18 protein-coding genes are annotated in these 19,655 nt (G+C 45.2%); 11 read left to right on the forward strand and 7 right to left on the reverse strand.

Translation table 11 applies throughout. From position 1 onward, the window contains the following. Window positions 1–22: 22 nt before the first annotated feature. Together FEN17_RS01850 and FEN17_RS01855 are read right to left on the reverse strand one after the other, a co-directional pair. Window positions 23–1,984 carry an OmpA family protein gene (locus FEN17_RS01850; RefSeq protein WP_229208648.1) on the reverse strand — a complete coding sequence of 654 codons (1,962 nt, stop codon included), beginning with the start codon at window positions 1,982–1,984 and terminating at the stop codon, window positions 23–25. Continuing rightward, window positions 1,939–2,520, reverse strand: coding sequence for a 7-carboxy-7-deazaguanine synthase QueE (locus FEN17_RS01855; RefSeq protein WP_138365233.1), 582 nt, complete (start codon window positions 2,518–2,520; stop codon window positions 1,939–1,941). The genes FEN17_RS01850 and FEN17_RS01855 overlap by 46 nt, the downstream gene beginning before the upstream one ends. Before the next feature lie 171 nt (window positions 2,521–2,691). Here FEN17_RS01855 and mnmE point away from each other — a divergent pair, with 171 nt between their 5' ends. From mnmE to FEN17_RS01870, 3 genes are all read left to right on the forward strand, one after another. Continuing rightward, complete coding sequence (gene mnmE / locus FEN17_RS01860) at window positions 2,692–4,059, forward strand: tRNA uridine-5-carboxymethylaminomethyl(34) synthesis GTPase MnmE (protein WP_138363613.1); 1,368 nt, start codon at window positions 2,692–2,694, stop codon at window positions 4,057–4,059. Window positions 4,060–4,284: 225 nt separating this feature from the next. Beyond that, window positions 4,285–4,893: a helix-turn-helix domain-containing protein gene (locus tag FEN17_RS27180; RefSeq protein WP_171037806.1), complete on the forward strand. Its 609-nt coding sequence runs from the start codon at window positions 4,285–4,287 to the stop codon at window positions 4,891–4,893. Continuing rightward, entirely contained in the window at window positions 4,890–6,035 is a 1,146-nt protein-coding gene (locus tag FEN17_RS01870) for a site-specific integrase (RefSeq protein ID WP_138363614.1), read from the forward strand. Before FEN17_RS27180 ends, FEN17_RS01870 begins: the two co-directional genes overlap by 4 nt. Window positions 6,036–6,122: 87 nt before the next feature. On the opposite strand, the gene FEN17_RS01875 is transcribed toward FEN17_RS01870, so the two are convergent. Next, the gene (locus FEN17_RS01875) at window positions 6,123–6,830 is read right to left on the reverse strand and encodes a hypothetical protein (protein ID WP_138363615.1); all 708 of its coding nucleotides are present in this window, start codon (window positions 6,828–6,830) and stop codon (window positions 6,123–6,125) included. 379 nt (window positions 6,831–7,209) lie between these two features. Between FEN17_RS01875 and FEN17_RS27920 the strand changes: the two genes are divergently transcribed. The 3 genes from FEN17_RS27920 to FEN17_RS01890 all read left to right on the forward strand — a co-directional run bounded on the left by FEN17_RS27920 (window position 7,210) and on the right by FEN17_RS01890 (window position 9,496). Next, window positions 7,210–7,440, forward strand: a complete 231-nt coding sequence (locus FEN17_RS27920; protein WP_374756665.1) for a helix-turn-helix domain-containing protein — start codon at window positions 7,210–7,212, stop codon at window positions 7,438–7,440. 330 nt (window positions 7,441–7,770) lie between these two features. Further along, window positions 7,771–8,142 carry a response regulator transcription factor gene (locus FEN17_RS27815; protein ID WP_310589741.1) on the forward strand — a complete coding sequence of 124 codons (372 nt, stop codon included), beginning with the start codon at window positions 7,771–7,773 and terminating at the stop codon, window positions 8,140–8,142. Between the two features lie 175 nt (window positions 8,143–8,317). Further along, window positions 8,318–9,496 carry a hypothetical protein gene (locus FEN17_RS01890; protein ID WP_171037807.1) on the forward strand — a complete coding sequence of 393 codons (1,179 nt, stop codon included), beginning with the start codon at window positions 8,318–8,320 and terminating at the stop codon, window positions 9,494–9,496. Window positions 9,497–9,784: 288 nt separating this feature from the next. Here the strand turns inward: FEN17_RS01890 and FEN17_RS01895 are convergent, their stop codons facing one another. Both FEN17_RS01895 and FEN17_RS01900 read right to left on the reverse strand, forming a co-directional pair. Then, on the reverse strand, window positions 9,785–11,047 hold the full coding sequence (locus FEN17_RS01895; protein WP_138363618.1) for a Y-family DNA polymerase: 1,263 nt from the start codon (window positions 11,045–11,047) through the stop codon (window positions 9,785–9,787). A gap of 1 nt (window position 11,048) precedes the next feature. Then, window positions 11,049–11,489, reverse strand: coding sequence for a LexA family protein (locus FEN17_RS01900; RefSeq protein WP_138363619.1), 441 nt, complete (start codon window positions 11,487–11,489; stop codon window positions 11,049–11,051). Between the two features lie 162 nt (window positions 11,490–11,651). Here FEN17_RS01900 and FEN17_RS01905 point away from each other — a divergent pair, with 162 nt between their 5' ends. After that, the gene (locus FEN17_RS01905; protein WP_138363620.1) at window positions 11,652–12,359 is read left to right on the forward strand and encodes an SOS response-associated peptidase; all 708 of its coding nucleotides are present in this window, start codon (window positions 11,652–11,654) and stop codon (window positions 12,357–12,359) included. 121 nt (window positions 12,360–12,480) lie between these two features. On the opposite strand, the gene FEN17_RS01910 is transcribed toward FEN17_RS01905, so the two are convergent. Further along, on the reverse strand, window positions 12,481–14,835 hold the full coding sequence (locus FEN17_RS01910) for a phosphoketolase family protein (RefSeq protein ID WP_138363621.1): 2,355 nt from the start codon (window positions 14,833–14,835) through the stop codon (window positions 12,481–12,483). A gap of 26 nt (window positions 14,836–14,861) precedes the next feature. Continuing rightward, window positions 14,862–16,031, reverse strand: coding sequence for an acetate/propionate family kinase (locus tag FEN17_RS01915; protein ID WP_138363622.1), 1,170 nt, complete (start codon window positions 16,029–16,031; stop codon window positions 14,862–14,864). Between the two features lie 270 nt (window positions 16,032–16,301). Here FEN17_RS01915 and FEN17_RS01920 point away from each other — a divergent pair, with 270 nt between their 5' ends. From FEN17_RS01920 to FEN17_RS01935, 4 genes are read left to right on the forward strand one after another with little or no spacing between them, the layout of a single operon-like run. Then, window positions 16,302–16,580 carry a hypothetical protein gene (locus FEN17_RS01920; RefSeq protein ID WP_138363623.1) on the forward strand — a complete coding sequence of 93 codons (279 nt, stop codon included), beginning with the start codon at window positions 16,302–16,304 and terminating at the stop codon, window positions 16,578–16,580. 40 nt (window positions 16,581–16,620) lie between these two features. After that, the gene (locus FEN17_RS01925) at window positions 16,621–17,700 is read left to right on the forward strand and encodes an efflux RND transporter periplasmic adaptor subunit (RefSeq protein ID WP_138363624.1); all 1,080 of its coding nucleotides are present in this window, start codon (window positions 16,621–16,623) and stop codon (window positions 17,698–17,700) included. Beyond that, complete coding sequence (locus FEN17_RS01930; RefSeq protein ID WP_138363625.1) at window positions 17,697–18,956, forward strand: ABC transporter permease; 1,260 nt, start codon at window positions 17,697–17,699, stop codon at window positions 18,954–18,956. The genes FEN17_RS01925 and FEN17_RS01930 overlap by 4 nt, the downstream gene beginning before the upstream one ends. Then, window positions 18,953–19,633: an ABC transporter ATP-binding protein gene (locus tag FEN17_RS01935; RefSeq protein WP_138363626.1), complete on the forward strand. Its 681-nt coding sequence runs from the start codon at window positions 18,953–18,955 to the stop codon at window positions 19,631–19,633. The genes FEN17_RS01930 and FEN17_RS01935 overlap by 4 nt, the downstream gene beginning before the upstream one ends. The last annotated feature ends 22 nt before the right edge of the window (window positions 19,634–19,655 follow it).

Raw genomic sequence — 19,655 nt, forward strand, 5'->3', positions numbered from 1 at the left:
ATAGCTCTTTATGCAAATCCTTTCAGAGGATACGCCACTCGATCCGGCGGTTTTTCTGGCGGTTTGTTTCCGAATCGTTGGCAGCTACCGGCTTCGTTTCGCCATAACCTTTTGAGGAAATTCTATCTGCGGCAATACCGGATTTGTGCAAATATTGCTGAACCGACTGCGCCCGCCTTTTCGACAGTTCCAGGTTTTCCGTATCCGAGCCCACATCGTCCGTATGTCCCGAAATCTCGATTTTGATCGCTTTGTTTCGGGACAGGAAATCCGCCATTTTATCCAGCTCCACTTTTGATTTTTCGTCCAGCTCGTATTTTCCGGTCTGGAAAAAAATATTGTTCAAAACCTCCGCCCGGTCCTTTTCTATCGCTTCCATCGGAATGTCCAGATTGACGAATGAATCGGCATCTCCAACCGTAAAGGACAGACTCTTAAATAAATAACCATTTTTAGATACATAAAAAGCATATTCGCCGCCGCTGTTGAGTACGGTCAGGAATGTTCCGGTTTTGCCGTCGGAGGTAAATGCACCTACTTTTTGCTGGGTTTTTAAATCGAAAAGGTCAATGTCGGAGGCGAGGGGCGCATTTGTTTTTTTATCAAAAACTTTCCCTTTCGCATAGCGCGTCGGGACGATCATCTCCTGTAATGTGGGCGGGACGTGGAAAGAATAAAGCAGCGAGCGGCCTTTTCCTTTGTCCGAACTGTCATCGGTATAATATGCCATTTTACCATTTGAAGCAATAAAAAGCCCCACCTGATCCGCCACCGTATTAATAGGGTACCCAATGTTGACCGGCTTTGACCAGACCGTATCCATCCGCTGTGCGATGAAAATGTCGAAGCCGCCCATGCCCGGCAAACCATTGGACGCATAGAAAATCGTGCGGCCGTTTGCATGGATAAAAGGCGCATTTTCATCGTCGGAAGTGTTGATCACCGGCCCCAGGTTCTTCGGCGCCGACCATTGTTTTTTCTCGTCGAGCGTCGTCACCCAAATATCCCGCTTGCCCTGGCCACCTTTGCGGTCGGATGCGAAATACAGAATGTGTCCGTCCGCCGAAAGTGAGGGCTGCGATTCCCAGTCCCTGGAATTGACGCCGTCTCCCAGGTTCACCGGCGCGCTCCAATCTTTACCGTCTTTTTTGGAAATGTACAGGTCACAGCTTCCGAAACCATCGGCGCGGTTGCAGGCCGTAAATACCAGGGTGCGCCCGTCGGCCGAAACCGTGCAGGTACCCTCATTATTAATGGTATTGATCACTTTTGAAATCTCTTCCGGCACATTCCAGCGGTCCGCGGAGCCGCCATCATTTTTCCGGTGCGTGACGTAAATGTTCTCGTCGCGGTTTTCTGTCAACCCGGTGAAAATCAATGTTTCGTCATCGGCAGTAAGTACCGGAAAATACTGTGTCCCCAGAAAGTTGACCGTATCCCCCAAAGATTTCTTCTCAATAGGTAAAGGATTTTTAATCGCATTCTGGGCAAACTTCGAAGAGGCAATCGACTTCTCAGCCAATCTCGACAAACTCGATTTCGCCGGAAAAAGCGCGAAAGCCTTTTCATAGTAAACCTGCGCGGAATCGTATTTTTCGGACTCAAAAAAATATTTACCCAACCATTGAAATGCCGCAGCAGATTGCGGCGCAGAAGGTTTGATCTGAATTGCTTTGGAGTAGTATTTCCTGGTCAGGTCCGGGTTTCGCTGCAATTCGTAAATCTGCGCGAGCCGGATATTCACATCATAACTATTAGGCTCCTGCACCAGTACTTTTTCAAAAAGCGCCACGGCTTCCGGAAGGCGTCTTTCCTGCCAGGCCTGCTGCGCCTTATCGTAAATGTCGCGGGCTTTTTTGGATAATGTGACGTCCTGGGCGGACGAATAATGGGGGATCAGAAGAACAAAAAGACCAAATATGTAAGCAGCAAAACGCATCAGGGAATGTTCATATACTTGTGCGTTTGTAACGACATTTTCCATTTTGGATTGCCTTTGATATAGTCAATCATCAAAGGCAGCATCACGTCCTGCTTACTCCACTCGGGCTGCATCAACAGGGTACATTCGGGGGAGACCAGCGCCGCATGTTCCTCTGCAAAATCAAAATCGCTCTTATTATAAATGATGGCTTTCAGCTCGTTTGCCTTTTGGTAAATGTCTGGATGGGGAGTTTTAAATTTTTTTGGAGAAAAACACACCCAATCCCAATGTCCCGTAAAAGGATACACGCCGGAAGTTTCAATGTTGGTTTTAAAACCCGCCTGCTGCAAAGCGCCGGTGAGTGCGTCGAGATTATACATTAAAGGTTCGCCGCCGGTGATCACTGCCAGGCGGCCGGGATGCTGCAATGCGCCTTCCACGATCGCATCGATAGAAAACCTGGGATGAATGTTCGCGTCCCACGATTCTTTGACATCGCACCAGTGGCAGCCCACTTCGCAGCCGCCGAGCCGGATAAAATAAGCCGCGCGACCGCTATGCTGCCCTTCGCCCTGCAAAGTGTAAAAAGCTTCCATGACGGGAAGCTGGCTGGTGACGATAGGAGAAGTTTCTGTAAGCAAAATGTAAAAAGAGATTGTTAGTAATGTTGGAGAACAAATAATGTTCTTCAAAAATCCCACAAAGGTACACATTTCAAAAACGGAAGGATATAGGCCCAATCCTTCATTTAGTCGCATATTTGCAAAATGAATACAACGCCAATCCATCAGCAGGAAATTATTTGTGCACTTGCTACGCCGTCGGGCGTGGGTGCGATCGCCGTGATCCGGGTTTCGGGCCTGGGCAGCATCGCGCTGGTTAACTCGGTTTTCAAAGGAAAAAATCTGGAAAGTGTCGAAAGTCATACCGTGCATTTCGGGATTATTTATGATAGGGAAGAAGTGATCGACGAAGTGCTGGTCACGGTTTTCAAGACGCCCCGATCCTTTACAAAAGAAGATTCCGTCGAAATTTCCTGCCACGGTTCCGACTACATTATCAGGCAGATTTTGAAACTTTTGATTAAAAAAGGAGCGAGGATTGCCAAGCCGGGAGAATTTACGCAAAGAGCATTTTTAAACGGACAATTCGATCTCGTACAGGCAGAAGCCGTGGCAGACCTCATCGCTGCCGATTCACAGGCAAGTCACAAAACTGCTTTAAATCAACTAAGGGGTGGCTTTTCCAAAAAACTCGCATCATTAAGATCGGAGCTTATTCACTTCGCATCGCTGATAGAGCTGGAACTTGATTTCGGCGAAGAAGATGTGGAATTTGCCGAGCGCGAAGATCTGCGCAGACTTATCAATGCGCTTTTGGAGACTATCGCGCCGCTGATCGATTCCTTCGATTTTGGAAATGCGATCAAGGAAGGAGTTCCGGTAGCGATCATCGGCTCGCCAAATGTCGGAAAATCCACTTTGCTTAATGCTTTGCTGAATGAGGAAAAAGCCATCGTAACCAGCATTGCGGGAACAACCCGTGATGTAATTGAAGATACCATCGTTTTGGAGGGTCTCAAATTCCGCTTCATCGACACGGCAGGAATACGCGAAACAACAGATCTGGTCGAATCCATTGGAATTGAAAGATCCAAAGCCGCCATGGAAAAGGCGGATATCGTCATTTTTCTGTTTGACAGCGAAGCCACCTTGCTCGAAAACCAAGCGTTAGCAAAGCTGCTACCAGATGGTAAGGAAGTTTTATATGTGTTGAACAAGATAGACATAGACCCAGCCCAGGCAGAAAAATTGCTGGCACTGGACAGAATTATCGTGCCGATTTCGGCCCAAACGCAATCGGGTTTGCCGCAATTAACCAGCAAGCTGGTCGCCCTCGTCCACGGCCAGGCGGCCGGCGATACCGTGGTCACCAATGCCCGGCACTACGAGCATCTCGTAAAAACGCATGAGGCCCTTACCGAGGTAATCAACGGATTATCGCTTGGCATAACCGGGGACTTTCTGGCACAGGATATCAGGCTTTCCCTGCATCATCTTGGCGAAATCACAGGTACGATTGTGACTGACGATTTGCTGGATAATATTTTTTCGAAATTTTGTATCGGGAAGTAGAACGGCAAAGTAGCTGCAAGAGACTGTAAATAATGCCCTTAAAAACAGTCGCTTATGCTATAAATTCCATAGTTTTTTTGCAGTTTTTTTGAGCTGTTTTGTTTACATTTGTCCCCCAGTTGTCCCTCACAGATTAGCCATGACGAGACTGGAAAAAATCGGAGAGATTACTTCCCTTATTTACTCTTAAATGTTCTTGTTGACCCTTATAGTTATATTCTGCTTATGAGCTCCAATATTAAGATTAAGCGTATCTGCGAACATTGCGGGAAAGAGTTTACAGCCAAAACTACTGTAACAAGGTTTTGTGGTGATGATTGCGCAAAGCGTAATTACAAGCTCAGAAAGAAGAATATCAAGCAACAGAGAATGGAAGAAAAGATTAATGAGAGCAATAAACATACACAGCTGGTTCGCGACAAACCTAAAGTTCAAGTTCTTGAAAAAGAATTTTTAACTGTCAAAGATGCCGCTGTCTTGTTAGCCTGTTCCACAAAAGCGATTCATTTAATGATCGCATCGGGTAAGTTAAATGCGATAAACTTGGGAGTCAGGAAAACAAGGATTTTAAAATCAGAAATCCTGAATTTGTTTGCTCTGCCCGCACTAGCGGTAAAACATTTGGAGAAGAAGTCGTTGGCCGAAGAGCCGCTAACAAGAGATAATTGCTACACCGTTGAAGAAATAACATCCTCACTTGGCGTGACAAGAGATTCGGTATATAGCATGGTCAAGAGGAAAAAAATACCTAAATTTCAAGAGGGCAAGGAGATATACATTTCCAAAAGGCATATTGATAAAGCATATCGTTTGGTGAGAGGAGGTAGACAGTGAGCAAGGTAACACTTAGGCGAAAGAAAATTGGGAAGGGCAGGATAAGCCTCTTTCTTGATATCTATCCGCCCGTTCCAAATCCAGATACCGGCATTTTGACAAGAAAGCATTATCTGAGGATTTATATTTTTGAGAAGCCACGAAATGAACTCGAGCGGTTACATAACAAAGAGACAATCGAGCTTGCGGAAACTGTACGCGCTAGAAGGCAACTTGAAGTGCAAAGTCTGAGATTTGGTTTCTTGTCCAACAGAATGATGAATGGCGATTTTATTCGTTTTTTCGAAGATCAAAAGGAAAGACGAACGGGGTCAAATCTTGAAAACTGGAGAATGGCAATTGCTTACTTCAAAAGTTTTGCCGGTGATAAGGTACTTTTTCCACAACTGAATGAAACATTCAGCGAAGAATATGCGGATTACCTTTTGTCAGCTCCTGGTATAGGACGAAACAGTAGGCCAATTTCAAGGAATACAGCAGTCAGCTATTTCGCAAAGTACAAAGCAACTTTAAAGGTAGCATTCAAGAAAGGCTTTATACCAGTAAATCTTGGAGAGATTATTGATAGTATTTCTGTAAAAGATACACATCGCGAATTTCTATTTCAGGATGAAATACAACAACTAGTTAATACTTCATGCAAATCGGATGTTGTTAAAAGAGCATCTTTATTCTCAATCCTTACGGGCCTAAGGTTCTCAGATATTAATACGTTGACTTGGTCAGAACTGAAAGGATCTGCAGGTAATTACAGTATTCAGTTTCTAGTCGACAAAACAGGTAGCGCCGAGTTTTTACCCATTTCAGATCAAGCATATAACCTCCTCGGTCAGCCGAAAGAAGGAAAGGTGTTCGTGGGACTTAAATATCATCACGTCGATACTACCTTACCGGAGTGGATCAAAGAAGCCGGTATTAATAAACATGTAACCTTCCACTGTTTTAGACATACGTTTGCAACTCTTCAATTGCTATTTGGAACTGATATAGTTACGTTGTCTAAACTACTGGGTCACAAAGATATCAAGACGACCATGATCTATGTCAAAATCGTGGATAAGCTTAAACGTGACGCTTCGCATAGGATCAAACTCACGGTTGAAGGGGATTTAGTTTCAAAGAAATACCTTCGAGCGGAATAGATAGACTTCTTGTTTGCGGTCACATAGCTTAAAAAATCTTGGTTAAAGAATTATTTTTCAACCATGCATGCCCAAGGTTTGGTTTGGTCATGGTTTTAAAGACTCTTGTAGCTTACCCAAATATTGATCTATCACATCGTACTTGTATTCGGGATAATTTGTTCGGACAAATTCTTCCAAAACACGACTGAAATTAGCTTTCTGATAGTCGAGGATCGATAAAACTGGAAGCGATTCTTTCCACAAATCTTTCACCAGTGCGCATAAAGGTATGTATGGCGGGGCGTAAAAGACCGCATTGCTAGACAGTTTATTGAAGAGTTCTTTTTTAAGAGACTTGTCCAAATCGTTCAAGATCTGCTCAGCTCTACAATACTTTCCACCTTCTGACACAAGATGCGCCAAAATAGAGAAGCCTTCGTCTTGAAGGAAGGTGATCATATATTGCTGAAACCCCTCGTCCAATGCATAAAGCATATCCTGAGATAGTAAATAATAATCTCGCTTAAAGGCTTGAATCTGGAAATCGGAAGAATACCTTTCACATAGAACGCTTAATATCTTATTTTCAAGGGTTATCACTTGGTCTAACACCGGAGCTCGGTATCCCAAGACGGTTTGAACGCCATATTTTGTACGACTGAGCTGGTCAAAATAGCTGCTTTTGAAATAGAACGGTTTTTTCTTGTGTATCAATCTGATGTAAAGAGGAGCGGTTTGAATCCCATGGAAGCAAACATTTTTTAACCGTTTATTCAGATAGACTTGATAACTGATTCTTGGATGATCCTTCACTAGGAAAATGGATTTTTTTCAAAGGTACACTAATTCTAAATAAATTATGATAAACAATATATTTTATCATAATTATGATTAATTTCGGCTATGGTTGTTCATTGGCGGGTTTGGGTAAATAGCGCAATTCGTTCCCAGCATATCTAAGTGGACTGGTGAGGCCATTGACCGCCCAGATTGTCTAGGTTTGATAGTTTTACGGAGCTGTGAGATAGGAAGAGGAGAACTAGTATTTTTTAAAATTAGATGACTAATTATGGATTTGATAACTTTTGAACAGTTACCGAATGTGGTCGGGGAAATTAGAGACAGGTTGCTACGGATAGAGGGATATTTAGAAAAAAACTTTGGCTCAGCCAGTCTCGATGATACCAAAATGATGACGATATCTGAGGCAGCTAAATTTCTGAGCCTTTCAACTTCAACAATTTACAGCAAGGTGTGCAAGATGCAGATTCCTGTGCATAAAAAGGGCAAACGATTGTACTTCGAAAGAAGGGAATTGAGTGAGTGGATCCGAGGAGGTCAAAGGAAGACAGTTGAGGACTTGTACAATGAGGCAGACGAATATTTGAGAACTATGAGAAGTAAACCGCGTCGGGCTAATTGAAAACATATGCTACTTATAAGCTGTTTGCCCAACAAACTCGGCAAAAGCGCAGCTAAATAAGTGGCCCTATTTATGGAAGATTACTTAAGTCGCCAAAAGCTTACGGCATAATGGCGGCTTTTTCTATTCAATAGGGTCTGAAAGTTTAGCCGCCAGCCTTGGGACTGCGCGTCCCGGCACTTATTCCGTATCCAAGACCGCCGCTTCTTTGAAGTAACAGCCGTTTATCTTGCAGTTATCCCCTGGGCATCATTACCCTTCTTCGCGTTTTTCCGCATCCATCAAGTACCGGAAGCACTACTTACCAATGTAGGTTTCATTGTAATTACCGTGCTTTTCATCAGAAGGTCAATCCAGGAGAGCAGAGAAGAATACGATCGGCTGAGCAAATTGGCGAGTGGAGATGAAGAGGTGTCAATGTCCAAGCTCGATTTGATCGATCAAATGATCCGGCAGTTGGAGGCCAGCGGCATTTCACCTGCCCAACGTTTTGAGATTAATCTTGGGACAGTCGGGTTAACTTCCCGTGAAAAAGATGTTGTTCGCTTAGTCCGGGAAGGAAAGTCATACAAGTCCATAGCAGACCAACTTTTCATTTCAGAGCGGACGGTAAGTAAGCACATTCAGAACGTTTTCGAAAAGCTCGGCGTCTCCAATAAAATTGAATTACTTAGTCGGCTAGAAATTTGGGAAAACGGCTAAATTCGGTCGATAACCGTCATATACGTGTTTATGCGTAGTCGAAAATACGCTATTATGCGTAGCGTTCAATCCTCTAAATACTAGTTTTCTCGTATTTACTTTCCTTGCCAGATCTTCGAGTTTTACATACCATCAGACAGGTAGTCAACGGATGCGAAACGAATTGAAGATTGGTATGGAACAGGGGTATATTTTAGAATGGTTGGATCGTACAATTAATGAATTCAACCCTACACAAACGCAGTCTGCGAATTTTGAAGATCATCGCTTTCAATCCTTTTCGGAGGAGGTGCGGGATGAAAAGGCCAAACAGATCGCTTATTTGAAGAAGCTTGCCTTTAATTATCCCAAAAAGCGAAAATTCCAGGAAGTTCTGGATTCATATTTCAGTGCGCTGAATAATCTGATTGACAATGCAAAGCGCAACTTGAAGCTGATAGCAGCCGAATCAGTGATCTCGAAGAAAGCCCTAGAGCTTTCTGTCGCCAGCCTGGCCGACATCCATACGTTTCTTTTGACCAGGTACACAGTTAGCATAAGTCCAGATGAGCCACTAAGAAAATACAATTTAGAGGTGCCAGCCATTGATTTTGCTCAACCGACAGACAACATCTTATTGTCTTCTCATCCGGCGCTTGCTTCCTTAATACGAGATGAATTCAACGCAGTATTTAATATAGGCAATCTGGTAAACATCACCTCACGACAGGCAGAGTACTTTAAAGATCTCAACGACCAAATATGCACTCGCGAACAGCAAAATCCAGGTGACGAGTATTTTTGCAGCTTAGAGTTGCTACTCATTGAGCGGAATTTCAACTCTACCAGATTCGTCAAATATCTAAGCCATCGCTTTACCAACCAGATCGAGGAAGATGCCTCTGGTAATAGTATCGAAAAGTTAGCCTACTTACAAAAGTCATTCAATCAAATACCGGTAATCAAGGGATTGGCTTACGACCGACAACATGATGACCTGTCGCTGACGATCAACAACTGGTTCATTTGTGAAATAGAATTCAGGTCTAGAAGCAATACTGGGAAAGGTAGTGAATCCCCGTATACGGCTCCCAAAGCGAATAGCTATATAAAAAAGACTGCCGATAAGGTGCTCTGTAAATTAACCGTCGATCAGTTAGCTCTTTTTTTCAAGGCAGCCGATCAGTCAAAAATAATCGCAGCTAAGTCGCTATCTGCTATTTTCCATGCCGTCGCGCCCTACTTATCAACTCCGTACAAAGAAAACATTTCCCACGGGAGTCTAAGGTCAAAAAGTTACTCCGTCGAAGGACGTGATAAGGAGCAACTTCTTAGCTTTCTTGCCAAGCTGACCCGTCAGATTGAAGAGCTTTGAATTGGCATAGCTTTTTGTCTTTGTCAATGATTAGTTATAAAATAACATACATAGACATGGGAATCAAGCCAGGACCTAAAAAAGTTACAGAGTCAACGGGACAGCCAGATAAACGTCAACGGGATAATAAAGAATCCCCGGGTAATACGCCTTCGTTAAAACCACACAAGCATAAAAAGGGCGACTAGCTAGAACAAGGCAAGAAAATTGGATATGTGCCAATCATGGGGCCAGGATTTTTCCTGGCCATTTTTTGTGCGCTTCTACAGCAGGCAAGTTTGCTAACCTTCATTTTGCATGGACAGTGATGATCTCTTTCATCCGGGTGCTGTATCGGGGCGAAAGTTTATCTTGCTTCATCTTCCAACGCGTATTCAAATCTTGACTTGCCAGCAGCACCTTGTTCTGACCCATTGATTTATTTAATTTATCCATAACCGCCATCAGGTGGCCGTGACGAGGATCGGAGTTTTCAAAAATTTGTTGCTGCTTTGCATTCGCGGGAGTTAGCTCCATCACAATTACTCCCGCCTTTTTGTATCCATAGCCTTCCTTGAATATTCTATTTAGGGCATCCACAGCAAAGTGAGCAAGTTCCAGCGCTGAATTGGTCGGGAATGGAAGGTCGATTGTAATTGATTTATTGTACTGCGGTTGATCGGGCCGGAAGGTATTGGTGTGAACAAAAAGTTGAAGCACATTACAGCAGCTATCCTGTTCCCGAAGACGCTCGCTGCAAACCGAAGCGAATGTGATGACGCGCTCCTTTACATCTTCGAACGCGGTAAAATTCTGATTGAATGAACGGGTCACCGCTATGTTCTTTTTCAACTGTGGTGGTTCCAGATCTAGCGTTTTTTGGCCAGCCAGTTCTTGTTGCAGCCTCAGTCCGACGATGCTCAAATTTTTCTTTACCCAGTCTTCTGGCAGCAAAGTGAAATCCAGCACAGTTTCAATTCCAAGCGCCTTCAAGCGCTTTTCATGCTGACGACCAATTCCCCAGACATCGCCAATCCGGAAAAATGCGATTGCTTTGAGTAGCTTGTCCTGTGTATCTATGACGTGCACACCGCCCGTTTTGTCCGCGAACTTCTTGGCAATTTTATTTGCCAACTTCGCAAGCGCCTTTGTCGGTGCCATGCCCACGCTAATCGGAATGCCAGTGCTTTGTGTCACCGTTTTTCGCATATCTTCCCCCAGCTTCCGAAGATCCACATGCTTATTTCCATCGAAGCGAAGGAAAGCTTCATCAATGCTGTAAACCTCCATCGCAGGAGAGTAGCGACCAAGAAGAGTCATGACGCGATTACTCATATCACCATAAAGGGCGTAGTTACTGCTGAAAACGTGGATCTCCTGTTCTTTGAACTTCTTTTCAAACAGGAATGCAGGAGCACCCATGGTGATGCCCAATGCTTTTGCTTCGTTCGATCTGGCGATAACGCACCCGTCATTATTACTGAGAACAACCACTGGTTTACCATTTAATTCAGGCCGGAACATTCGTTCGCAGCTTGCGTAAAAATTATTGCAATCCACCAGTGCGAACATATCAGTAGAATTTGATGACGTTTGTGACAATTCCCCAGACCAAAAAATCAGTATCCTGGCCCACCCAAATTGGCGCGTATTGGTCGTTTTCGGCTACGAGCCAACATCCGCCCTCGTCGTAACGCACGCGTTTTACCAGAAAATCACCATTTAAAAAACAGACGGCAATGCAGTTTTCTTTGCATGGAAGACTTTTGTCGATGACGATAATATCGCCATCATCGATATGCACGTCACGCATACTTGTGCCCTGCACCTTGCCGTAGAATGTGCTTGCCGGATTTTTGACAATCTCTTTTTGCAAGTCAATTTCGAGGTCGATGAAGTCCGCCGCAGGGGACGGAAAACCTGCACTAATAGCGGGAATCAAGGCCGTAAGCCAGTTTTGGCTGGCAACGTTCCGATAAATTTTTAATGATTGAACGCTAAAAATCTCCTCCATCACTTTTCACTTTTTACAAAGGTTGCACGGGAAAAGCAAGAAATCAATACCTTGTATGGAATATTTCCATTGTTGTGGATTTATTCCATTTGTATTATATTTGGGAATATTTCCAGTGTTCGTATGTATTAAAACAACGTTTCAGACCTAAAATTCTAAGTTATGTGCTATCATGTGTCGAATGAAAGTGATGTTGAAACTCTGAAAGCAGAATTCAAACTTCCTGTTGACAAGCTCGAACAATTCAAGAAGAGATACGATTTCAATGGCTTTGAAAAGCCATTCTTGCCAGTTATGACTACTCCAAGGTCTCTGGATTTATACAGGTGGAGACTTGTGCCATCGAACGTGACTGATGAAAAGGCATTCAAGTTCAATACGCTAAATGCAACTAATCACGACTTGTTTAACCGGGACAAGATGTGGTGGAAATATGCGAAGCATAATCGCTGCCTGGTACTTTGTACAGGATTTTTCGAGCCGCACTATCCTGATTTGAACGACAAGAAGAATTATGAATCCTGGTACATCAAGCCTTTGGAGAAGAAGTTCTTCGCAATGGGTGCAATCTATTCAACCTGGAAGGGGATAAACACTTTTGCCATCGTCACACAGGACGCAAGCCCGTTAGTTGGGGCAATTCATAATGATGGAAAACGCCAGCCATTAATATTAAAAGGAGATGCTGCACTGTCGTGGATGATTCCAGGTCTGAACGAAAATGAGATTATGGATTTGACTTATTTTCAGTATCCAGATGATAAACTCTCAGCATATCGGGTTATTGATGGAGTCTATAGCAACCAGATTGATACCAACCTGCCCGAAGTATTAAATCCGTACGGGCATCCGTTTAGAAGAGCAGCTTAAAATTAAATGTCATTATAATAAGGGCGGGTATGTGTATTACTGGTTGTAGTTACACCGATATTATTCATTTTTTGCATGTTGATATTTTTAAAGGTAAAATGAACGATGCGAAACCTACAACTCATGGCTTCCACTTCCAGTCTCTTACTTCAGGCATATCCTGGCCGTGTTCATTGATGTAAATCCGGTGCCTGATAAGCATATCCTGCATTTGCTGTTTCAAGTAGGTCGCTTCACTGGACGGGGCTGGTATGCGGTCGATTACATCCTGTACCAGATGAAACCGGTCCATTTCATTGAGCACGGTCATATCGAACGGGGTAGAAATGGTGCCTTCCTCTTTGTAGCCCCTCACGTGAAAGTTATGGTGATTTGTCCGCTTATAAGTCAGCCGATGTATTAGCCAGGGATATCCGTGATAGGCGAAGATGACAGGGGTATCTTTTGTAAATAGAAGGTCAAATTCTTTGTCGGAGAGTCCGTGGGGATGTTCGGATTTCGACTGTAATTTCATCAGGTCAACCACATTGATGACGCGGATTTTGATTTGGGGAAGATGTGCTTTTAGTATCGAAACAGCTGCCAATGTCTCCAAGGTCGGCACATCACCCGCGCAGGCCATTACAACATCGGGATTGTCCTCCTGATCAGTACTTGCCCAGGACCAGATCCCGATGCCTTTCGTGCAGTGAATTTCAGCGCTGGGCATATCCAGCCACTGGGGCGCCGGGTGCTTTCCGGCAATCATCACATTGACATAATGTTTGGAACGCAGGCAGTGGTTCATGACCGACAGAAGGCAATTTGCGTCAGGGGGTAAATAAACACGCACGATTTCCGCTTTTTTGTTCACTACATGGTCGATAAATCCAGGATCCTGGTGGGTGAAACCGTTATGGTCCTGCCGCCAGACGTGCGAAGAGAGCAGGTAATTCAGTGATGCAATCTTTCGACGCCAGTCGATTGATGCCGTGACTTTCAGCCATTTGGCATGCTGGTTAAACATCGAGTCGACAATGTGTATGAAAGCTTCATAGCTGTTAAACAAGCCGTGCCTGCCCGTCAGCAGGTAACCTTCCAACCATCCCTGACATTGATGCTCGCTGAGCATCTCCATGATCCTGCCGTCTGCGGCGAGAAATTCATCTTCCTCCGCTTGTTGGCCGAGCCATTGCCTGTCCGAAGCCTCAAAAACAGCATTCAGTTTATTTGATAGTGTTTCATCCGGCCCGAAAATCCGAAAATTTCTGGCCTTACTGTTGCACCGGATCACATCCCTAAGGAATGTACCCGTTACAAGTGTATCAGATGCCGATGCCTCACCGGGTGAGCCTACCGCCACAGCATAATCCCGAAAGTCGGGCATTACAAGATCTCTTAAAAGCAATCCTCCGTTTGCATGCGGGTTGGCGCCCATCCTGCGGTCGCCTTTCGGCGCCAGATCGGCCAACTCGCCAGTCAGTCGGCCGGTCTCGTCGAAGAGCTCCTCCGGTCGGTAGCTTCTCAGCCATTCTTCGAGCTGCTGCAAATGGCCGGGGTTCGTCGCCGGGTCGGTGATAGGAACCTGGTGGGCCCGAAAAGTCCCTTCGTTCCGCTTGCCATCGATGAATTTTGGTCCCGTCCAGCCTTTCGGCGAGCGAAGTATGATCATTGGCCAGCGTGGTCGCTCAGTTTCGGCGCCGCCCCTCGCGTTAAAATGGATTTGCCGGATCTCATCCATCACTTCGTCGAGCGCGGCGGCCATTTTTCGATGCATCTCAGCCGGATCGTCACCTTCGACGAAATATGGTATCCAACCATATCCGCGGAAAAGCTGATCCAGCTCCTGGTGGCTTATTCTTGCCAGTACCGTTGGATTTGCGATCTTGAACCCATTTAAATGCAGTATGGGCAGCACTGCCCCGTCGGTTGCAGGGTTGAGGAATTTATTGGAATGCCAGGCGGTAGCCAATGCGCCTGTTTCTGCTTCGCCGTCGCCAACCACGCAAGCTGCTATCAGGGATGGATTGTCGAAGACAGCGCCAAATGCATGACTGAGCGAATAACCCAATTCACCGCCCTCGTGAATGGAACCCGGACATTCGGGAGAAACGTGGCTTGGAATGCCTCCCGGAAATGAGAACTGTTTAAAAAGCTTTCTGAGCCCGTCTTCGTCCTGGCCAATGTTCGGATAAACTTCGGAGTAAGTGCCTTCTAAAAAGGTGTTTGCGACCAGGGCTGGTCCACCGTGCCCTGGACCGGAAATGTAGATCATGTTAAGGTCATTTTCTGTAATGAGCCTGTTCAAATGCGCGTAAATGAAATTTTGTCCGGGACTGGTGCCCCAATGCCCGAGGATCATATTTTTGATATGTTCGGCTTGTAGTGGCTTGCGCATGAGCGGATTGTCTCTTAGGTAGATCTGCCCCACAGAGAGGTAATTGGCTGCACGCCAGTAAGCGTCAATGAGGTCCAATGTCTTTTGGTCGGTTTTCATTACTTGACCTGGTTTATTTAAATAATTCATTTCTCGATACATCGCCGCGTAAGGAGTGCAATCATGTACTCCTCATCTGTCTTAATCACGTAAACGGGTGTTTGGTTAGTTGTTGAAACCAGAAATTCGCCGGACGCATTTTTCTTTTCATCCAGCTGGATCCCAAAGAATTCAAGCTGCGCGCAGATCCGGGCCCTGATTTCCGGAAGATTTTCGCCTATACCACCGGTGAACACCACTGCGTCAATGCCGCCCAAAATGCCTATGTAAGCGCATAGTGCCTTTTTTACCTGGTAACAAAACATTTCGACGGCCTCAGAGGCACGGGCGTCTGTCTTTTCCAGGGCGAGAAGTTTTTGCATGTCGGAAGTTTGCCCGGATACACCAAGCAGGCCAGATTCCTTATTCAGCAGCTTATTTAGTTGCGATATGTCCAGACCTTCCTTTAGCATCAGGTAAAGAATAATCCCCGGATCCAAGTCTCCGCTTCGCGTGCCCATCATGACGCCGCCAGTGGGAGTGAAGCCCATCGTCGTGTCTACACTTTTTCCACCACAAACCGCTGCCAGACTTGCCCCGCTACCCAGGTGCATCAGCACGAGGCGGCCACTTGCTCCGTTTGTCCCGATTTCCTTTTTCAACTTCTCGATCAGGTAACTGTAAGAAAGGCCGTGGAAGCCGTAACGTATGATCCCATTATTGGCAAGCGTCTGTGGCAAGGCAAATGTCCGTGCTACTTGGGGCAGATCTTTGTGAAATGCCGTATCATAGCAGGCAACTTGCCTTAGATTTGGATACTTTGAACCAATGATTTTGATCAGCGCCAGCGCACCTGGCAAGTGGTCCGGATCCACGGCGGTTGCATTTTGCAATGCCATCAATGTACTTTCTGAAATGATTTCGGTATCGGTGTGATTCATTCCATGCACGATCCGGTGACCAACAGCCACGACATCTGTGAAGTTGAGCTGGCTTTCAAGCCAGTCCATTAAGAATTGTCCCGCCTCGTAAACATCCGCTACATCCAGGCTACGAATATTACCTCCGGCCGTTTTCATGGAAGATGTGCCGGGGCCAATATTCCCAATAGTCCCTTTCACAAGACACTGGGAAAGATCCGAAGCTGAAAAGACGCAGAACTTGATGCTGGATGAACCGCAGTTTAAGCTGAGGATATATGAAGCCGACTGTTTCATCTGGTTACTCTTTTGACACTTACCAAGCTTCCCAAGAAGCGGGTTCAAAAATAGCTCTGCCTGCTACGATAAATGTTGATCGTGGTTTGTCAAGAAAATGACAAATGTCAATAATCGGATTGGCATACGACTTCGATTGCGTCGCGGCCCGTACGCATTCAGACATGACCAAAGTCATATTCGCAAGTGTCTGAAAGTCATCAACATCAAGCACAGTCAGATCTAGCTTTGTTCATTCGATCTTAAAGCATTACCAAAACTTATATCGACATGAAAGCTGAAAAACTGGAACAGGTAGAAGGGCTTGTCACGGCCTTGAATGAAGAGCTAAAAATCGACGAAGCCGATAAAGACACAAAAAAGCTCGAAAAGCAGATCCGGAAAATTGCAAAGGGTCTCGTAGCGGATATCGATGTTGTGATCAAAAAGAAGCTTTCCCAGGAAGAGAGACGTCTGGCCAAAGAAGTAAAACGTCAAAACAAGGCTAACAGGATTCTAGCTGCCCAGGCAATCCTTAAAGGAAAAATATTTACCGCCACAACCGGCTGACAGCGTGTTCATGCAACCCTTCAGGTATCCAAAAGAAATCATGAATAAGTTTTTCCCAGTTATATTCAGCCTGGCGCTATTTTCCTGCCAAAGCAAAACCGAAACTTTAAAGCCTTTGAGGTCGAACATTTCGGAATCCGTTTACGCCTCCGGTATTGTAAAGAGCCGCAATCAATACCAGGCCTTTGCGGTCGTGAGCGGCATTATCGAAAAAGTGTTTGTTTCTGAAGGAGACCGTGTACAAAAAGGTACTCCTATACTCTCCATATCGAATCAAACCCAAAGACTTTCAGAAGACAATGCACAGCTTACCGCTCGTTACCTGGATTTTAATGCAAACCAGGGGAAATTGCAGCAGGCTAAGCTTGCAGCAGAACAGGCTCTGTTTGTTATGCAAAATGATTCGGTATTGTATTTCCGGCAAAAAAACCTTTGGAAAGGAAATGCTGGAACGTTGATAGATCTGGAACAGCGGGAACTGGCCTACCAGAATGCAAAGTCAGCCTACCGTTCGGCTGTCATCACGTATGATGACCTGCGGCGTCAATTAGATTTTAACTCACAGCAGTCCAGAAATTCCCTGTTGATTTCTTCCAGGCAGGCAAAAGACTTTACGGTGAAAAGTGAAGTTGACGGACTAGTTTACAGTATTTTAAAATACAAAGGGGAAATAGTAAATCCTCAGACGCCGCTGGCGATTCTGGGCGAAGCCGATCATTTCATTCTGGAAATGCAGGTGGACGAGTATGATATTCTCAAAGTGAAAAAAGGTCAGCGAGTCGTGGTGGCCATGGATAGTTACAAGGGAAAGGTTTTCGATGCCACAGTGACCAGGATCTTTCCTATGATGAACCCGCAAAGCAAAACGTTTCTGGTCGAAGCTGAATTTATGAGTCCTCCCGCTCCGCTTTACCCGAATATCACTTTTGAGGCCAGTATTGTGATTCAAACCAGGCAGAATGCCCTGCTCGTGCCACGGAATTTTGTATTGAACGACTCAGTCGTCCTTGATAAAACCGGCAGACAGAGAATCGTCAAAACTGGATTAAAAAATTATGATAAAATAGAGGTTATCTCTGGCGTCAGCGCGGATGAGGAATTAATCGCACCTGTGAAATGAAGTACTCCCTGCTGCTGGATATTGCGCGCGCTTTGCTGCTGGCCAGGTGGAAGCAAACGCTCGTTGCCGCTATTGGCGTTACATTCAGTATTACGATGTTTATCGGTTTGCTGAGTTTTATGTCCGGCCTGAATGATCTTCTGGACGGGTTGATTTTGAACCGTACCCCGCACATCCGTTTGTATAATGATGTTAAAGCATCTGGTAAACAACCCGTCGACCTGGCAGCCGAATATAACGGATACTACAATTTCGTTCACTCGGTCAAACCCAAAAATCGGCGGCAGGAAATCTATAACAATACACCCATTATTGCAAAGCTGAAAAGCGACGCGGCTGTGTCAGGGGTTGCACCCAAGATCGTTGCACAGGTTTTCTATAACATTGGGGTAGTGAGCTTGACAGGCATTATTAATGGGATCGATCCACAGGAAGAAAACAGGTTGTTCCGGTTTCAGGATTACGTTACCGGCGGCAATTATCAGGATCTCATCCATGTCCCCAACAGCATTATTCTAGGGAAAGGCGTGGCTGAAAAGATGCTGGCCGACATAGGCGATGTCATTCAGATCACAACGCCCAAAGGAGCACGTATACAGCTGAAGGTTGTAGGTTATTTCGAGTCAGGCTTGCAAGAAATTGACAAAATTCAAAGCTATGCGTCGATCGGTACTACGCAAAAGCTGTTGGGCGAAAGCGACATTTATATCACCGATATCCAGATCAAGCTTAAAGACCTTTCGCTGGCCCCGGAGCTTGCTAGACAATACGAAAAGCTTTTTGATGTGGACGCTATTGATATCCAGACAGCGAATTCCCAGTACGAAACGGGCAGCTCGATCAGAAGCCTGATCTCTTATTCGGTCGGCATTACCTTGCTGATCGTAGCGGGTTTTGGTATTTATAACATTCTCAACATGATGATTTACGAAAAGATGGACTCGATTGCGATCCTGAAAGCAACCGGTTTCTCGGGCAGGGACGTTAATCGGATTTTTACGGCCATTGCCCTTAGTATCGGTATTTTCGGTGGGGCACTGGGCTTGGCTTTTGGTTTTGGACTTTCAGTAATCATCGATCACATTCCCTTCAATACGCCGTCGCTTCCCACAATCAAAACATATCCGATCAATTATAGCTTGAAATATTACCTTATCGGTGGGATGTTCTCCGTACTCACTACCTATCTGGCCGGATACTTTCCTTCCCGAAAAGCAAGCAGAATAGATCCCGTCAGTATCATTCGAGGAAAATGAGCAGTACCATTTTACAGACTAAAAACATTTATAAATCTTTCCAGGATCCGGTAGAAATCCCGGTTCTGATTGATATCAGCCTTTCCATCAATCAGGGCGAATTTATCTCAGTCATTGGGAAATCGGGCTGCGGCAAATCCACGCTGCTCTATGTACTTTCCACCATGGATACGGACTATCAGGGAGAGCTATTGATTGAGGGCGAGCGCATGAGGGGAAAGAGCGAAGCAGAGCTGGCTATTGTCCGGAACCAGAAAATTGGTTTTGTATTCCAGTTTCACTATTTGCTTAACGAATTCTCTGTTCTGAAAAACGTCATGCTGCCCGGCTTGAAACTGGGGAAATATGCAGCCAGGGAAATCGAAGATCGTTCTTACGAGAAACTTAAAATGCTCGGTATCGAAAAAGAAGCACTGAAAAAGCCCAATCAGCTTTCCGGCGGACAAAAGCAGCGGGTAGCGATTGCCAGGGCGATGATCAATGATCCACTGATTGTCATGGGAGACGAGCCAACAGGCAATCTTGATAAAAAGAACAGCGATATTGTATTTGAGACTTTCCAGGAGTTGGCCACCCAATTTGGTCAGACGCTGCTTATTGTTACACACGACAATGAATTTGCCGCCAGGACCCAACGTACCATTGAAATGCAGGATGGAAGGATTGTCAAGGGATGAATGAATTATTTGAATTCATCGG

This window comes from Dyadobacter luticola (genome assembly GCF_005860805.1).
Lineage (GTDB): Bacteria > Bacteroidota > Bacteroidia > Cytophagales > Spirosomataceae > Dyadobacter > Dyadobacter luticola.

Excerpts from the sequence above, each read along its gene's own strand:
- FEN17_RS01895 (WP_138363618.1), bottom strand. The coding sequence starts at position 11,047 with ATGTTCGCACTGGTGGATTGCAATAATTTTTACGCAAGCTGCGAACGA.
- FEN17_RS01890 (WP_171037807.1), top strand. The coding sequence starts at position 8,318 with ATGGAACAGGGGTATATTTTAGAATGGTTGGATCGTACAATTAATGAA.
- FEN17_RS01850 (WP_229208648.1), bottom strand. The coding sequence starts at position 1,984 with ATGGAAAATGTCGTTACAAACGCACAAGTATATGAACATTCCCTGATG.
- FEN17_RS01855 (WP_138365233.1), bottom strand. The coding sequence starts at position 2,520 with ATGGAAGCTTTTTACACTTTGCAGGGCGAAGGGCAGCATAGCGGTCGC.
- FEN17_RS01905 (WP_138363620.1), top strand. The coding sequence starts at position 11,652 with ATGTGCTATCATGTGTCGAATGAAAGTGATGTTGAAACTCTGAAAGCA.
- FEN17_RS27180 (WP_171037806.1), top strand. The coding sequence starts at position 4,285 with ATGAGCTCCAATATTAAGATTAAGCGTATCTGCGAACATTGCGGGAAA.
- FEN17_RS01925 (WP_138363624.1), top strand. The coding sequence starts at position 16,621 with ATGAATAAGTTTTTCCCAGTTATATTCAGCCTGGCGCTATTTTCCTGC.
- FEN17_RS01935 (WP_138363626.1), top strand. The coding sequence starts at position 18,953 with ATGAGCAGTACCATTTTACAGACTAAAAACATTTATAAATCTTTCCAG.
- FEN17_RS01900 (WP_138363619.1), bottom strand. The coding sequence starts at position 11,489 with ATGGAGGAGATTTTTAGCGTTCAATCATTAAAAATTTATCGGAACGTT.
- FEN17_RS01910 (WP_138363621.1), bottom strand. The coding sequence starts at position 14,835 with ATGAAAACCGACCAAAAGACATTGGACCTCATTGACGCTTACTGGCGT.
- FEN17_RS01915 (WP_138363622.1), bottom strand. The coding sequence starts at position 16,031 with ATGAAACAGTCGGCTTCATATATCCTCAGCTTAAACTGCGGTTCATCC.
- FEN17_RS27920 (WP_374756665.1), top strand. The coding sequence starts at position 7,210 with ATGACGATATCTGAGGCAGCTAAATTTCTGAGCCTTTCAACTTCAACA.
- FEN17_RS01930 (WP_138363625.1), top strand. The coding sequence starts at position 17,697 with ATGAAGTACTCCCTGCTGCTGGATATTGCGCGCGCTTTGCTGCTGGCC.
- FEN17_RS01920 (WP_138363623.1), top strand. The coding sequence starts at position 16,302 with ATGAAAGCTGAAAAACTGGAACAGGTAGAAGGGCTTGTCACGGCCTTG.
- mnmE (WP_138363613.1), top strand. The coding sequence starts at position 2,692 with ATGAATACAACGCCAATCCATCAGCAGGAAATTATTTGTGCACTTGCT.